A 14,760-nucleotide genomic window follows, 5' to 3' on the forward strand; every position below is an offset into this window, starting at 1 on the left:
GTCGGGCTATTCGTTTCAATCTTTTTTAAGTCCCGATAATTTCGGGACTCAAAAAAGGATTTACACTGCTATCCCTAACGCAAACCTCAACAAATAATCAATATCAATTTCAATAGAAAAATAGATGAATACTATAAAAACATTAGGAGAATTAAAAAAATCAGGATACGAAAGCAAAAGCATTAAAGATGAATTGAGATCGAACTTGAGAGAAAAAATAAAATCAGGGAAACCCACTTTTGAAGGAGTTCATGGTTTTGAGAATACCGTAATTCCAGAGCTGGAGCGGGCTATCTTATCCCGTCATAACATCAATTTATTAGGGCTTCGCGGTCAAGCCAAAACGAGAATGGCTCGCAAGATGATTGAATTGCTAGATGAGTACATTCCGTTTGTAACAGGTTCTGAGATCAATGATGATCCGTTGCAGCCGATATCACGTTTTGCCAAAGATCTTATCGACGAAAAAGGAGATGAAACCCCAATATCTTGGTTGCACAGAAGCGAACGTTTTTTTGAAAAACTAGCCACTCCAGATGTAACGGTTGCCGATTTAATAGGCGATGTAGATCCTATAAAAGCAGCAAATTTAAAATTATCGTATGCTGATGATCGCGTGATTCATTTTGGAATGATTCCAAGAGCGAATCGTTGCATATTTGTGATCAATGAGTTACCTGATTTACAAGCCAGGATTCAAGTAGCCTTGTTTAATATTCTACAAGAAGGAGATATTCAAATTCGTGGATTTAAATTAAGAATGCCGCTGGACATGCAATTTGTCTTTACTGCAAACCCTGAAGACTATACCAATCGTGGTAGTATTGTAACTCCATTAAAAGATAGAATAGGTTCACAAATCCTAACGCATTATCCTGAAACCATCAAAATTGCCAGAACTATCACAGAGCAAGAAGCAAAACTGGATGCTACGCAAAATGACATGGTTTATGTACCCTCATTAGCAAGAGATTTATTAGAACAAATAAGTTTTGAAGCTAGAGAAAGTGAATATATTGATAATAAAAGTGGGGTGAGTGCTAGATTGAGTATAACAGCTTTTGAAAATTTACTAAGCACTGCAGAAAGAAGAGCATTAAAAGCTGGTGCAGACAAAACTACTTTGCGTTTGTCTGATTTTATGGGAATTATTCCAGCTATTACTGGAAAAGTAGAGTTGGTTTATGAAGGAGAGCAGGAGGGAGCCGCTGCCGTAGCACAACACTTATTGGGTGATGCCATTCATACTTTCTTTCCAGCTTATTTTCCTAAAATTGAAAAACTAGAAAAAGAAGGTGTCAAAAATGCGTACACCGATATCATAGAATGGTTCTTTGCCGAAAGTGGTTTTGAATTACTTGATGATTGCTCAGATGAAGAGTATGAAAAAATTCTAGGCGGAATAGCACCATTGGAAGTTTTGATAAAAAAATACCAACCGCAAGTAAGTTCAGAAGATAAATTTTTCATGATGGAATTTATACTTTGGGGATTGGTAGAATACAAGAAACTAAGTAAAGATCGTTTTTCCGAAGGATATCAGTTCAAAGATATTTACGGTAGTTTTATCAGTAAACTATAAATGCAAAAGGGTTTAGTTTTTACTAAACCCTTTTTTTTATAAAAACAGCCTTTGTAATTTTATTTCATCTACCTTGCTACGTTGACTGTATTTTCAGTCTTTCCCAAAATTAAAATGGAAAATTCCTTTGAGAATTTGATATCAAGTTATGTTGAAAATAAAGTAGGTATAGCAGAGCATTTTTTGACTCCAGAACTTTCAGATCATTTAATACAAAACATTCTTAACTTAAATGAACGAAGTTTGCTTACGGCTGCTGGCATTGGCAACTCAGATAAACTGCTTTATGATGGTGCCATACGGAGCGATTCTATTTATTGGTTGGATAAAAAGCACAATAATGTTTTTGAGAATGAATTTTTTAAATTAATTGAAGCCTTCATTTTATACTTGAATCAAAGTTGCTATGCTGGAATTACAGGTTATGAATTTCATTATTCCCTGTATGAAAAAGGAGATTTTTACTTAAAGCACTTGGATCAATTTAAAAGCAATCCTAGCCGAAAATTCAGCATGATCATTTATTTAAATGCGGACTGGAAACTTACAGATGGCGGCGAGCTAATGATACATCAAAACGATATTCCTCAAAAAATTGCTCCTACTCTGGGAAAAACAGTTTTTTTTAAGAGTGATGAGTTGGTTCATGAAGTATTGGAAACAAACTGTCCCCGCATGAGTATTACAGGATGGCTCAAAAGAGATTAGGTTGCTATTTTTAAAATTGGTACTTAAATAGTAATTTTGAGGAAAAAACATGATTTATCTTTTACTTAGTGTAGTTTGTAGTGTTACTGTAGGTGTGATTTTTAAATTATCTAGACAATACAACTCTAGTGCTATACAAATGGTAGCAACCAACTATGCGGTTGCCATACTTTTATGTTTCTTTTTTTTCGATTTTAAATTTACTTCTTTATCCACTGCTCCATGGGCATTGTATGTTAGTATCGGTTTTTTATTGCCAACAGTTTTTTTGTTTTTGGCAACCTCAATAAAACAAGTGGGGATTGTAAAAACAGATGCAGCTCAAAGACTTTCTTTATTTATTCCTATTTTGGCAGCGTGGTTGATTTTTGAGGAAACTTTTAATATGTACAAACTTGTAGCGCTAATAATTGGTTTCCCAGCTATACTTATGATATTGATGAAACCTGTATCAAAAGAAAAAACAAATTGGACTTACCCATTATTAGTTTTACTAGGTTTTGGAATCATCGATATTCTTTTCAAGAAAATTGCACTTTATACAACGATGCCTTTTACCAGTTCATTGGTTGTCGTTTTTTCGATAGCATTAGTTATTATGCTGTTGGTGGTATGTTATGATACAGTTGTAAACTCATCTAAAATAACTCTAAAAAACATTTTGTTAGGTGGTCTCGTGGGGGTGTTTAATTTTGGGAACATCCTTTTTTATCTCAAGGCGCACCAAGTATTTACTGCAAATCCATCTACTGTTTTTGCAGGAATGAATTTAGGAGTTATAATTTTAGGAAGTGTTATAGGTGTTGTTTTTTTCAAAGAAAAGTTGTCTGTAAAAAATTATCTAGGTTTACTTATTGCTTTAATTGCGATACTCTTAATTGTGTTATCCCAGCAATCTTAAGCTTTTATAGAAAATGAATTTGAAAATTTAGATTGTAATCTTTTATAAACTTCTAAGGGTCTAATGTTTAATTCACGAAACATAAACCAAAAAACAATTAAATATTCAATAGCAATAAGCATTAAATTCTCTTTGAATATTTGACCAGAGTAAGCAAAATAGCTCAATACAACTGTAAAACTCCATACAATTGGGAATTTATATTTTGTGAAAACCGAGACTAGAACAAGATTTATCACATACCACGGATGTATTGTTGTAGATACAAAAAAGTAAATACTTAGCACAAGTAATATACTTTTTAGTAAGTCTGGTGTGGTTTTGTTTTTACCAAAAAAGGACTGTACGATGATAAAGAATACTATTAGAATTGGAATTACTTTTCCGGTGCTATGAATGATATTATACCCTTTATAGTAAAAACCTATTTCTCTGATGATGTAATAGAAACTGGCATTAAATTCAAAATTTACAAACCATAAAGCAATTGTATTTGAATAATTCGCAACCATTGCGGTTGATAAAAACGGCAAGAAAAGCAGTATGTTAATGCCAATAACTAAGGCATAAAATACAAAACTTTTTTTCCATCCTAATTTTTGAAAAAATAATGGAAGTAGTATAAGTGGCAAGAGTTTAGTTGCAATTGATAAGGCTATTGCTACTGCAGCCGTTTTCCACTTGTTTTCGTGCAATAAATAGATGCCCCATATAAAAAAGAACAGCATAACACCTTCAAAATGTAAATTTCCTGTGAGTTCTATAAGTACCAATGGATTTAATATGTACCAGTATATTTTATACTTTTCGAAACCCATTGATTGTAATAATCTTGCTCCAAAAATAGCTGTACCAAAATCGGCTGCAATGATAATGCATCGCAAAACAGCGGTTGCCACAACTATGGATTGGTTACCAAAGATCCCGGCTATCACAAAAAAAAGTTGGTTAATAGACGGGTAATTTGAAAAATGAGACGCACTGAGACTCCCCATAGATTTAATTAATTCCTGTGCCTGAGCAATATTAAAATTGGGGTTAACAATTAAATCATTGGGTAAATTGGTGTAAGGATTAAATCCTTCTAAGAGTATGCGCCCGTCCCAAATAAATCTGAAGAAATCCTGAGAAAGATTAGGTAAGGCAAATGCAAATATGATTCTTAAACAAAGGCCTAAACCAAGTAAATAGCTGGTGTTTTCTTTTTGCTCCTGGATGATTTTTACAAACGAGAAAAATAAAACACCAAATAATAAAAGTAAAACAACAAAATCTTTTCGCTCCATGAAATAGCCTATGTAGGTATAGCATACAGCGCTCAATAGTGTATAAAGTTTACATGAGTTACTAAGTGCTTTCATTTTGCGTAAGCGAATAAAATTTTAAATAATGGAATTACTTTTTAGTTTCCAAGTCGGAAAGAATTAACAATCACAAACCCATATCCAAAGGACAGCATAATATGAAACGGAAGTAATCCATAGTCTTTTAATTGAATTCCACTGTAAATTCCAAAAAGAAAATAGAGGAGTAGCAGACTTTCAATGATTATATTTTTTGATATTTTTTTATTGATATAACTGTTTTGTTTCCATTTCTCTTTTAAATTTTCGATATTAAACTTAGGGGTACGGATAAAATCACTTTTTTTTCCAATAAGTCCTTGAACAACAGCAATGGTATTGTGAAACGTAAAACCCATGGCAATGCTGTAAAAAGTAAAAAATAAACCAATGTATTTGATGAAATTTACAAATCCTCCACCATATATTTTTTTGTAAGTAAACCAATAACATGTAAAAAAAACAACTGAGGTAAATACAAAAAATGCTAAAATTTTAAAAAATACTTCCAAATGCGGGAACCAACTTTTTATAAACAAAACCGGTACACTAAACAGTGCCATTGTAAAAACAAATAAAAACATAGAACTATTTAGCAAATGTAGTAATCCATGAATTTTTGTTTTAAAATTGATATTTTTTGCGCTAATAATACGCTGATTCATTTTTACAAAATTTTCAGCACCACCTTTATTCCAACGAAATTGTTGAGAACGGGCAGCACTTATAATAACTGGAAGCTCTGCAGGAGTTACAACATCAAGTAAATATTTGAATTTCCAGTTTTTTAATTGTGCTCTGTAACTTAAATCTAAATCTTCGGTTAAAGTATCACTTTCCCAGTTTCCAGCATCAATAATACAAGATTTACGCCATACACCTGCAGTGCCGTTAAAATTTATAAAATGAGACTGTGAATTTCGGCCTACTTGTTCTAATGTAAAATGTGCATCAAGTGCAAAGGCTTGAATTTTTGTTAATATGGAGTAATCTCTATTTAGGTGTCCCCATCTAGTTTGTACCACTCCAATTTTTGGATCTTTAAAATGCGGAATAGTTTGCAACAACCACTCTTTTTGTGGCACAAAATCAGCATCAAAAATCACAATAAATTCGCCTTCAGCAGTTCTTAAACCTTCTTTTAATGCACCTGCCTTAAAACCGATTCTATTGATTCGGGTAATGTGTTTTATATTTAAACCAGTTGCAGCTAATTCATTTACAATATGTATGTTTTCGGTTAAGCTTTCGTCAGTACTGTCATCTAATACTTGAATGTCTAATTTTTCTTTTGGATATTCTAAATTAGAAATAGTATGCAACAAGCGTTCTACCACATATTTTTCATTATAAATAGGTAGTTGAATGGTAACTTTTGGAATTTCATTTGGGTTATTAAAATCAAATTGATTCGATTTTAAAATTTTCTTGGAACTTTTAAGGTAATTAACCAATAAGTTCAATTGAGAAAGGCCGTAAAAGAAGATCAATATAATAGATACACTATAAAAAAATAGGATGATGTAAGATAGTACTAACATATTATTTGAAAGCGTATTTAATGATCCAACTAATAATTTTAACTCCTGCCATAATAGTCCCTTTTACAGTACCGGATACTTTTGAAACTCCAATTCTATTTTTGTAGCGAACAGGGATTTCAGTATAACGGATATTTTTTTTAAGCACTTTCAATTGCATTTCAACAGTCCAACCATAGGTTTTGTCTACCATGTTGAGTGACTGTAAAGTATCATATCTTATGGCTCTAAACGGTCCTAAATCAGTAAATTTAGATCTAAAAAAAAGACGCATTAACACAGTGGCTAGTCTATTTCCAAAAATTTGTTGCGGTGTCATCGATCCACTTTCTCTTAACTCAGGGACTCTTGCGCCAATGACAAAGTCAGCTGTGTTATTTAAGATGGGAGCAATTAATTTTGAAAGATCTTCAGGATAATCTGAGTAGTCACCGTCAAGAAAAACAACTATATCGGGTGTGTTGGGAGTAGTATTTATGTAATCAAGACCTTTTAAACAGGCATGACCATATCCTTTTCTGTTTTCTGATAATACAGTAGCGCCAGCTTTTTGGGCTACCGCTACTGTTTGATCAGTGGAGTTGTTATTGACTACAATAATTTCTGACACATAACTTGGAATTTCATTAATAACATGTTCAATAGCATGTTCCTCATTATATGCGGGTATGATTACTTTAATTATTTTCATTGTTTTATGGATTGTCTTTTTTATAACTCGCTATTGATGTCCATTCTTTTATTTTTACTCCGGCATTGTATCTTGCTGCTTTGTAAATTTTACCATCGTTGTAAAAAATACTTAAACCATTTTCAAGATTGTTATTAAATTCAATTTTTCTTTGAATTTTGCCGTTGACATCATATACAATCCACCACTTTGTTTTTTTATCATTAAAGTAATGTCCTTCTTCTTTTTTGTTACCGTTTTTATGGTAAAAGAACCAGTAATCTGTTTTTTTATTTAGGTTGATCCAACCTTCAGAACTTATTTTTCCATTATCGTAATAAATTTTTAAATATGTTTTTTGTGCTTGTACAGGTGTTAAACATAGTAAAAAAAGTACTGAAATAATATAATATATTTTTTTCATATAATTCTATTTGCCCTACACAGCGGTAGGGCCATATAGGATTATATTTTATTTAAATTCCAATCAAAATCGTAAGTTTTTACAGTTAATTTATTGTCAATTTTCTTCTCTAAAAATAGATTGATAAAATCAATTTCATTAAAATAGTTTACTGCAAAATCTTTTTTGTACCATTCGAATATTTTTGGTAACTCAATTGTTTTATTTTCTTTGTCAACATAAAAGTAATATTTTGAATTAATTACTAATGTGGCTCTTGATTTAATTTGCTCGTCTACTGTTGTAGGTAAATAAGCAGTGTTTAATAGTGGCGCTCCACCATTTGCTGCACTTGTTAATGCAAAATGAATAGCAGGGTCAAAAAACAAATCTCTCAAGATTACATTTTCAATATCATCTAGAGTTAGTTCTTGATTACCTACTAAAAAAGTTTCAGTACTAAAAAATCCTGGAACTTTTTCAACTGACTCAATTGGGAATTTATCAACTACACTTTTAATGACACGTAAATTGTATACATTAATCCAGAATGCTTTTGCTACTTTTTTATCGCTAAATTTAGTGTCTAGTTTTTCTATATTGCTCAAAATATAAACAAGTTCTCCAGGACTTTTTTTGATTGAAAAGTAATCTACTTTACCCTCTGGAGTTACATTTTTCTTCAAGAACATCGTTGCCTGTTCAAAAAATAATTCTGTTGTTTGAGCTTTTGAAATCAATGTCAAGCCAAAAAAACAAAGCGTTAAAATAATTTTTTTCATTTTGAAATTCTTTAATTAGTATTGGTTATAAAATCTATTTAGTTTAAAATTTAATTTTTAATGTTGTCAGTGAATTTTCATCAATAACGTGTTATTATTAACTTATTAATTATAAATGTTTTAACATATATAACTAAAAAATAATACTATGAAGATGCAATTCATTTTACAATTTAGAATTCAGTACTTCAAACTCTATTCCAAATTTTGCGCAAAGATATAATAATTATATAGACAATCTAAAATATTGTTCATTTAGCTTTTAATTCGACAATTCCCAATATTTCAATGAACTTATAGTAATCAAATACTCATTTATTTATCAATACATTCACTTTCTTTAAATGATAACATGTACTAATGGATCCAATTTGACAAAGTGGACATTACTGTTTCACTTTATAGGTTCATTTACGAGAGTTTGACATTTTTAGTTTTTTTCATTTTCTATTTGTGATAGCAAATACTTATTTATTTAAAGTATTTAGTACGCTATTGCTTTGTATTTTAATGTATTGGGCAGTTATAAAAATACTCAAATAAAATATCACTATTTGGTTTTTTTCTAAAGCATATTGATGTTGCTGAAAGGGTTGTTTTTTACCTTTATTAACAGTTAACTTATAAAATATGTATTTGTTTATTGTTATTTTTAATTAATACATTTTTTTGAGTTGTTTATTTAAAATTATATGTAATTAATTTGGATAATCATTTTTTACATCTATATTTGTGCAATCGATTACATTTTATATTTTTATCTTTTTTTAAGTTTAAATAGTTATTGGTAAAATGTTTCATCGCTCAATAGTCAGGAATTAATATAATAAATCATATCTACAACAATATGAATCAAAAAAGTAATAAAATTGGAAGCTATCGTTGGTCTATTTGTGGATTGCTATTTTTTGCAACAACAATCAATTATTTAGACAGACAAGTTTTATCCTTAACTTGGAGTGAATTTATAGCACCAGAATTTCATTGGACTAATAATGATTACGGAAACATAACTGCGTTATTCTCTATTTTTTATGCAGTTTCATTGTTGTTTGCAGGTCGTTTTGTAGACTGGATGGATACCAAAAAAGGTTTTTTGTGGGCAATCGGGATTTGGTCATTTGGTGCTTGCTTGCATGCATTTTGTGGTATTGCCACTTCGGGAATTATCACTGGCAATTGGTTTGTGGGTTTTGAAGGCGCAAAAGAAACTTTAAAAACAGTCAATGACACGGGATTAATTATAAATGTTAGTGTAACCTTATTTATTTTTGCCCGATTTGTTTTAGCGGTGGGTGAGGCTGGTAATTTTCCTGCTGCAATAAAAACTACGGCAGAGTATTTTCCTAAGAAAGATAGAGCTTTTTCGACCAGTATTTTTAATGCTGGTGCAACAGTAGGTGCCTTAGCAGCTCCTATCTCAATTCCGTTTATTGCTAAAGCATTTGGTTGGGAAATGGCTTTTATAATTATTGGTGCACTTGGTTTTATATGGATGGGTTTCTGGGTTTTTATGTATGATAAACCTGAAAAGCATCCTAAAGTTTCACAATCAGAGTTAGAATACATTCAACAAGATGATATTGCCGATAGTAAACTAGCGGGCTATGTTCCTGAGACTACAACAAAAGTTTCTTTGAGTGATTGTTTTAAATACAAGCAAACTTGGGCATTTGCTTTTGGCAAATTCATGACTGATGGAGTTTGGTGGTTTTTCTTATTTTGGACACCAGCCTATTTAAGTTCTGTTTATAATATGGATTCAACACAATCAGCATTGCCATTGTTTGTGCTTTATATGATTACATTATTATCAATTATTGGTGGTTGGTTGCCTACTTATTTCGTAGAAAAGAAAGGAATGAATCCTTATGAGGGCAGAATGAAAGCCATGCTTATATTTGCTTTTTTTCCACTTTTAGCACTCATAGCGCAACCACTTGGGCATATTAGTTATTGGCTTCCAGTAATTATTATTGGGATTTCAGGAGCGGCACATCAATCGTGGTCTGCTAATATTTTTACAACTGTGGGAGATATGTTTCCTAAAAAAGCCATTGCTACCATAACAGGAATAGGTGGTCTTGCAGGTGGAATTGGATCGACATTAATAAATAAAGGTTCTGGAGTTTTATTTGATTACTCAAAAGAAACGAATATGATTTTTATGGGTTTCAAAGGTATTGAGGCTGGATATTTTATTATTTTTTCAATCTGTGCTGTGTGTTATTTAACGGGCTGGATAGTAATGAAGTCGTTGGTTCCTAAATACAGTCCTATTACCTCTCTGTAGTTCAAATTCAAAATATTTATAAACTATGTTGCCAAAGTTTTATATTATCAAGTACCTTTGTGCAATCGATTACATAAAAAAATAATACATGACAAATTTTTCTTTTAGATACGCTACCAATCCTACTGATTTTAAAAAGTATGGAACCGATGAATTGAGAGAACAGTTTTTAATAGAAAATATATTTGTTCCTGATGAAATTCAGCTTACGTATTCCATGTATGATCGGTATGTTGTTGGTGGAGTTATGCCAGTAAAATCAAGCTTAAAATTAGAAACAATTCCATATTTAAAGTCTGAAAACTTTTTAGATAGGAGAGAATTGGGAATAATCAATGTAGGTGGAGCCGGAGTTGTAACCGTTGATGGAGTTGTCTATGAATTGAATACTAAGGAAGCACTTTATGTAGGTCAAGGTTGTAAAGAGGTTTTTTTTGCAAATGCTGATGGACAACAAGCCTTGTTTTATATTAATTCGTCACCAGCGCATACTTGTTATCCAACTAAAAAAATTGGTAGAGAAAATGCAGAAATCATTCTGCTGGGAGATGAAATTACAGCTAATAAACGCATTCTAAATAAGTTGATAGTAAATAGTATTGTACAAACCTGTCAACTTCAAATGGGACTAACAGAGTTGTTACCGGGTAATGTTTGGAACACCATGCCCGCTCATACTCATGATCGCAGAATGGAAGCTTATTTTTATTTTGATATTCAAGCTCCGCAAACAGTGTGTCATTTTATGGGAGAGCCACAAAATACAAGGCATCTTTTTATGCAAAATCACCAAGCAGTTTTATCACCGGAATGGTCTATACATTCAGGTGCGGGTACAAGTAATTACTCTTTCATTTGGGGTATGGCTGGAGAGAATTTAGATTATGGAGATATGGATATTGTAGCACCTAATGAACTAAGATAATACCTATGAATTTATTTGATTTAAAAGGAAAAAGAGCTTTGATTACCGGTGGAACCCACGGATTAGGTTTGGCTATGGCCGAAGGTCTCGCTCAAGCTGGTGCAGCACTTGTTATCACAGGAACTACATCCTCAAAAATGGAAGAAGCTCTTGCTTATTATTCACAAAAAGGATATACCGTTTCGGGTTATTTATTTGATGTTACGGATGAGAATGCAGCAGCAGAAAATCTTGAACGCATTACAAAAGAGCAAGGTGATATTCATATTTTAATAAACAATGCGGGTATTATTAAGAGAGAATTAGCTGTTAATATGCCTATTGCTGATTTTAGAAAGGTGATTGATGTAGATCTTGTTGGTCCGTTTATTATGTCTCAACTTGTTGCTAAACAAATGATTGAAAGACAAGAAGGCAAGATAATCAACATTTGTTCTATGATGAGTGAGCTAGGACGCAATAGCGTATCTGCTTATGCTGCTGCAAAAGGTGGACTCAAGATGCTTACTAGAAATTTAGCTACAGAATGGGCAAAGTACAATATTCAAGTTAATGGGATTGGTCCAGGATATTTTGCCACTACACAAACAGAACCTATACGCGTAGATGGTCATCCGTTTAACGATTTTATAATCAATAGAACGCCAGCTGCACGTTGGGGAAATCCTGAAGATTTAGCAGGTACAGCTGTTTTTTTGGCTTCAAAAGCTAGTGACTTTATAAATGGTCAAATTGTATATGTAGATGGTGGAATTTTGGCCACTATTGGGAAACCTACAAACGAAAATTAATTCAAAAATTAAAAAAATGAGTGCGCCATTCATACACGATAATTTTTTATTAGAAAATAAATATGCAGAAGAGTTGTATCATGATTTTTCTAAAAATCAGCCTATTATAGATTATCATAATCACCTGTCACCACAGTATATTGCTGAAGATAAAATTTTTGAAAACATAACTCAAGTTTGGATAAATGGAGATCATTACAAGTGGCGTGCCATGAGAACTCTGGGTATTAAGGAACAATTTATTACTGGAAATGCAACCGATAAAGATAAGTTTTTACAATGGGCTAAAACGGTTCCTTATACTATGCGTAATCCATTGTTTCATTGGACACACCTAGAACTTGCTAGATATTTTGATATTCATGAGCTATTAAATGAAAAAACAGCCGAAAAAATCTATGAGGAGTCATCGGCAAAAATAGCTTCAAAAGAATACAGTACTCAAAACTTGTTAAAAAAAGTAAATGCCAGTTTTGTGTGTACAACTGAGGATCCAATTGACACTCTAGAACACCATCAGTTTTTGACTAAAAACCCATTTGAAACTAAAGTTAGTACCGCTTTTAGACCAGATAAAGCTATTCTTATTTTAAACGATGGGTATAATGCTTATATGAATTCATTAGGTGACGCTGCAGGTATTTCAATTGATTCGTATGCTGATTTGTGCGTAGCTTTAGAAAAAAGAATTGATTATTTTGATCAGAACGGTTGTAAACTTTGTGATCATGGTTTGGATCAGATTTATTTCGAAAATTTTACTGAGGTTGAAGTAAATCGTATTTTTATAAAGAAAAGAGAAAACGTGTCTATAACTACTGAGGAGGCTTTTAAATTTCAATCAGCGATTTTATTGTTTTTATCCGAAACGTATCACAAGTATGGCTGGGTTCAACAGTTTCATTTAGGAGCATTACGAAATAATAATGAGCGAATGCACCGTATTTTAGGGCCAGACACAGGATGGGATTCTATAGGAGATTATCCGCAAGCGTTAAAACTTTCTCGTTTTTTAAATGCTTTGGATAGCCAAGATAAATTAACTAAAACGATAATTTATAATTTGAATCCTGCTGATAATGAAGTTATGGCTACGATGATTGGTAATTTTAATGATGGTAGCGTAAAAGGAAAAGTGCAATTTGGTTCAGGATGGTGGTTTTTAGATCAAAAGGATGGAATGACAAAACAATTGAACGCACTTTCTAATATGGGGTTAATAAGTTGTTTTATAGGTATGTTGACTGATTCTAGAAGTTTTTTATCATTTCCAAGACATGAATATTTCCGTAGAATTTTGTGTAATTTGTTAGGTGATGAAATTAAAAGGGGAGAGTTACCACCAGATATGGAATGGATAGGTAAAATGGTTTCAGACATTAGCTATCACAATGCAAAAGAGTATTTTAATTTGTAATTCAAAAGCTTATGTCTAAAAATAGTTCCAATCAATTATTTTTCTTGGCAGATGAAATGCAATGGGAAATTGCTAGTACTGGTGTTTTAAGACAGCTAACAGGATTTGATGATCGTGTTATGATGGTGAATGTTAGGTTTAAAGATGGCGCTATAGGACCTATGCACAAGCACACACATACACAACTGACATATGTAGCCGAGGGTAAATTTGAGGTTACCATTGAATCTGATACCTGTGTTTTAAAAAAAGGGGATTCATTTCAGGTTCCTTCTAATAGTTTGCATGGTGTTTTATGCTTAGAAGAAGGTATTTTGATTGATGTTTTTAGTCCTATGAGAGCTGATTTTATTAAATAGTAAAGGAATATTGAATGAGTAAAGTAGTCACTTTTGGCGAAATAATGTTAAGACTTTCAACAGAAAGACATTTGCGTTTTGAACAAGCCAAAACTTTTACAGCATCTTACGGTGGAGGTGAATTTAATGTAGCGGCATCATTGGCAAATTATGGAATTGAAGCTGAATTTGTTACTAGAATTCCTGATAATGAGATAGGAGTTTGTGCAGAGAAAGAAATGAGAAAAATGAACGTAAGTTCTAAAAACATTCTTCGTGGTGGAGAACGTTTGGGTACTTATTTTTTAGAAACTGGAGCAGGAACAAGAGGTAGTAATGTGGTTTATGATAGGGCACACAGTGCTATGGCTACAATTACGAAAGGGTTAATTAATTGGGAACAGGTTTTTGAGGGTGCAACATGGTTCCACTGGAGTGGTATTACTCCAGCAATTTCTAATAGTGCTGCAGAAGCTTGCTTAGAGGCTGTTCTTGTGGCTCATAAATTGGGATTAACTATTTCATGTGATTTAAATTATAGATCTAAATTGTGGCAATATGGTAAAACTCCTAGTGAAGTTATGCCAGAAATTCTTAAATACAGTAATGTAATTTTAGGTGATATTGATACAGCATATTTTATGTTGGGTTTATCTAAAGTGCAACCTAATTATCAAGACTTAGTTTCGTTGCCGTCCTTATACGGTAAATTATTTCAGCTATGTCCTAACTTAAAAATTGCAGCTACAACACTCCGCTATTCTGTGAGTGCATCTCACCAAAGAATTGGAGGGATATTATATGATGGTGAGCATATAAGTAATGCAGCGGTAAAAGAAGTAACGCCTGTGGTGGATAGAGTGGGTAGTGGGGATGCTTTTATGGGTGGTTTAATTTATGGATTATTGAATTTTCCATTAAGTAATCAACGTGCTTTAGATTTTGCAGTTGCAGCTTGTTGTTTAAAACATACCATTGCTGGAGATTATAACTTGGTTACAATAAAAGAAATAGAAAACATGCTAGATGGAGACGGATCTGGTTTAGTTTCACGATAAAATAGTAA

The 14,760-nt window shown here is 32.3% G+C and carries 14 protein-coding genes; 9 read left to right on the plus strand and 5 right to left on the minus strand.

Translation table 11 applies throughout. The features are described from left to right. Positions 1-124: 124 nt before the first annotated feature. The 3 genes from K5V07_RS06255 to K5V07_RS06265 all read left to right on the plus strand — a co-directional run bounded on the left by K5V07_RS06255 (position 125) and on the right by K5V07_RS06265 (position 3,191). Positions 125-1,582 (plus strand): magnesium chelatase, encoded by a 1,458-nt coding sequence (locus tag K5V07_RS06255; RefSeq protein ID WP_221916809.1) that lies wholly within the window; start codon positions 125-127, stop codon positions 1,580-1,582. 114 nt (positions 1,583-1,696) lie between these two features. Continuing rightward, complete coding sequence (locus tag K5V07_RS06260; protein WP_221916810.1) at positions 1,697-2,290, plus strand: 2OG-Fe(II) oxygenase; 594 nt, start codon at positions 1,697-1,699, stop codon at positions 2,288-2,290. A 49-nt stretch (positions 2,291-2,339) separates the two neighbouring features. Continuing rightward, on the plus strand, positions 2,340-3,191 hold the full coding sequence (locus K5V07_RS06265; protein WP_221916811.1) for an EamA family transporter: 852 nt from the start codon (positions 2,340-2,342) through the stop codon (positions 3,189-3,191). Here K5V07_RS06265 and K5V07_RS06270 read toward each other — a convergent pair. Genes K5V07_RS06270 through K5V07_RS06290 form a run of 5 tightly spaced genes read right to left on the minus strand, consistent with a single transcriptional unit; the run spans position 3,188 to position 7,930 of the window. Beyond that, positions 3,188-4,552 carry a mannosyltransferase gene (locus K5V07_RS06270; RefSeq protein WP_221916812.1) on the minus strand — a complete coding sequence of 455 codons (1,365 nt, stop codon included), beginning with the start codon at positions 4,550-4,552 and terminating at the stop codon, positions 3,188-3,190. The two genes, K5V07_RS06265 and K5V07_RS06270, sit on opposite strands and share 4 nt — an antisense overlap. Positions 4,553-4,593: 41 nt before the next feature. Then, a complete protein-coding gene (locus K5V07_RS06275) occupies positions 4,594-6,075 on the minus strand; it encodes a cellulose synthase family protein (RefSeq protein WP_221916813.1) in 1,482 nt (493 codons plus the stop codon). Position 6,076: 1 nt separating this feature from the next. Further along, positions 6,077-6,766, minus strand: a complete 690-nt coding sequence (locus K5V07_RS06280; protein ID WP_221916814.1) for a glycosyltransferase family 2 protein — start codon at positions 6,764-6,766, stop codon at positions 6,077-6,079. A 4-nt stretch (positions 6,767-6,770) separates the two neighbouring features. Beyond that, positions 6,771-7,169 (minus strand): toxin-antitoxin system YwqK family antitoxin, encoded by a 399-nt coding sequence (locus tag K5V07_RS06285; protein ID WP_221916815.1) that lies wholly within the window; start codon positions 7,167-7,169, stop codon positions 6,771-6,773. A gap of 41 nt (positions 7,170-7,210) precedes the next feature. Continuing rightward, the gene (locus K5V07_RS06290) at positions 7,211-7,930 is read right to left on the minus strand and encodes a DUF547 domain-containing protein (protein WP_144891983.1); all 720 of its coding nucleotides are present in this window, start codon (positions 7,928-7,930) and stop codon (positions 7,211-7,213) included. Positions 7,931-8,777: 847 nt separating this feature from the next. Between K5V07_RS06290 and K5V07_RS06295 the strand changes: the two genes are divergently transcribed. From K5V07_RS06295 to K5V07_RS06320, 6 genes are all read left to right on the plus strand, one after another. Continuing rightward, a complete protein-coding gene (locus K5V07_RS06295; protein WP_221916816.1) occupies positions 8,778-10,223 on the plus strand; it encodes an MFS transporter in 1,446 nt (481 codons plus the stop codon). Between the two features lie 88 nt (positions 10,224-10,311). Next, positions 10,312-11,148, plus strand: coding sequence for a 5-dehydro-4-deoxy-D-glucuronate isomerase (gene kduI, locus K5V07_RS06300; RefSeq protein WP_221916817.1), 837 nt, complete (start codon positions 10,312-10,314; stop codon positions 11,146-11,148). Between the two features lie 5 nt (positions 11,149-11,153). After that, positions 11,154-11,939 carry a gluconate 5-dehydrogenase gene (locus K5V07_RS06305; RefSeq protein ID WP_221916818.1) on the plus strand — a complete coding sequence of 262 codons (786 nt, stop codon included), beginning with the start codon at positions 11,154-11,156 and terminating at the stop codon, positions 11,937-11,939. 16 nt (positions 11,940-11,955) lie between these two features. Then, positions 11,956-13,356: a glucuronate isomerase gene (uxaC, locus tag K5V07_RS06310; protein WP_221916819.1), complete on the plus strand. Its 1,401-nt coding sequence runs from the start codon at positions 11,956-11,958 to the stop codon at positions 13,354-13,356. Between the two features lie 11 nt (positions 13,357-13,367). Further along, on the plus strand, positions 13,368-13,715 hold the full coding sequence (locus K5V07_RS06315; RefSeq protein ID WP_221916820.1) for a cupin domain-containing protein: 348 nt from the start codon (positions 13,368-13,370) through the stop codon (positions 13,713-13,715). Between the two features lie 14 nt (positions 13,716-13,729). Beyond that, positions 13,730-14,752 carry a sugar kinase gene (locus tag K5V07_RS06320; RefSeq protein WP_221916821.1) on the plus strand — a complete coding sequence of 341 codons (1,023 nt, stop codon included), beginning with the start codon at positions 13,730-13,732 and terminating at the stop codon, positions 14,750-14,752. Positions 14,753-14,760 lie beyond the last annotated feature (8 nt).

Origin of the sequence: Flavobacterium sp. CHNK8 (assembly GCF_019774515.1) — a bacterium.
Classification (GTDB): domain Bacteria; phylum Bacteroidota; class Bacteroidia; order Flavobacteriales; family Flavobacteriaceae; genus Flavobacterium; species Flavobacterium tiangeerense.

What these genes read in the sequence shown, in the direction of transcription:
- K5V07_RS06255 (WP_221916809.1), top strand. Translation starts at nt 125, where the DNA reads ATGAATACTATAAAAACATTAGGAGAATTAAAAAAATCAGGATACGAA.
- K5V07_RS06320 (WP_221916821.1), top strand. Translation starts at nt 13,730, where the DNA reads ATGAGTAAAGTAGTCACTTTTGGCGAAATAATGTTAAGACTTTCAACA.
- uxaC (WP_221916819.1), top strand. Translation starts at nt 11,956, where the DNA reads ATGAGTGCGCCATTCATACACGATAATTTTTTATTAGAAAATAAATAT.
- K5V07_RS06280 (WP_221916814.1), bottom strand. Translation starts at nt 6,766, where the DNA reads ATGAAAATAATTAAAGTAATCATACCCGCATATAATGAGGAACATGCT.
- K5V07_RS06305 (WP_221916818.1), top strand. Translation starts at nt 11,154, where the DNA reads ATGAATTTATTTGATTTAAAAGGAAAAAGAGCTTTGATTACCGGTGGA.
- K5V07_RS06315 (WP_221916820.1), top strand. Translation starts at nt 13,368, where the DNA reads ATGTCTAAAAATAGTTCCAATCAATTATTTTTCTTGGCAGATGAAATG.
- kduI (WP_221916817.1), top strand. Translation starts at nt 10,312, where the DNA reads ATGACAAATTTTTCTTTTAGATACGCTACCAATCCTACTGATTTTAAA.
- K5V07_RS06265 (WP_221916811.1), top strand. Translation starts at nt 2,340, where the DNA reads ATGATTTATCTTTTACTTAGTGTAGTTTGTAGTGTTACTGTAGGTGTG.
- K5V07_RS06290 (WP_144891983.1), bottom strand. Translation starts at nt 7,930, where the DNA reads ATGAAAAAAATTATTTTAACGCTTTGTTTTTTTGGCTTGACATTGATT.
- K5V07_RS06270 (WP_221916812.1), bottom strand. Translation starts at nt 4,552, where the DNA reads ATGAAAGCACTTAGTAACTCATGTAAACTTTATACACTATTGAGCGCT.
- K5V07_RS06275 (WP_221916813.1), bottom strand. Translation starts at nt 6,075, where the DNA reads ATGTTAGTACTATCTTACATCATCCTATTTTTTTATAGTGTATCTATT.
- K5V07_RS06295 (WP_221916816.1), top strand. Translation starts at nt 8,778, where the DNA reads ATGAATCAAAAAAGTAATAAAATTGGAAGCTATCGTTGGTCTATTTGT.
- K5V07_RS06285 (WP_221916815.1), bottom strand. Translation starts at nt 7,169, where the DNA reads ATGAAAAAAATATATTATATTATTTCAGTACTTTTTTTACTATGTTTA.
- K5V07_RS06260 (WP_221916810.1), top strand. Translation starts at nt 1,697, where the DNA reads ATGGAAAATTCCTTTGAGAATTTGATATCAAGTTATGTTGAAAATAAA.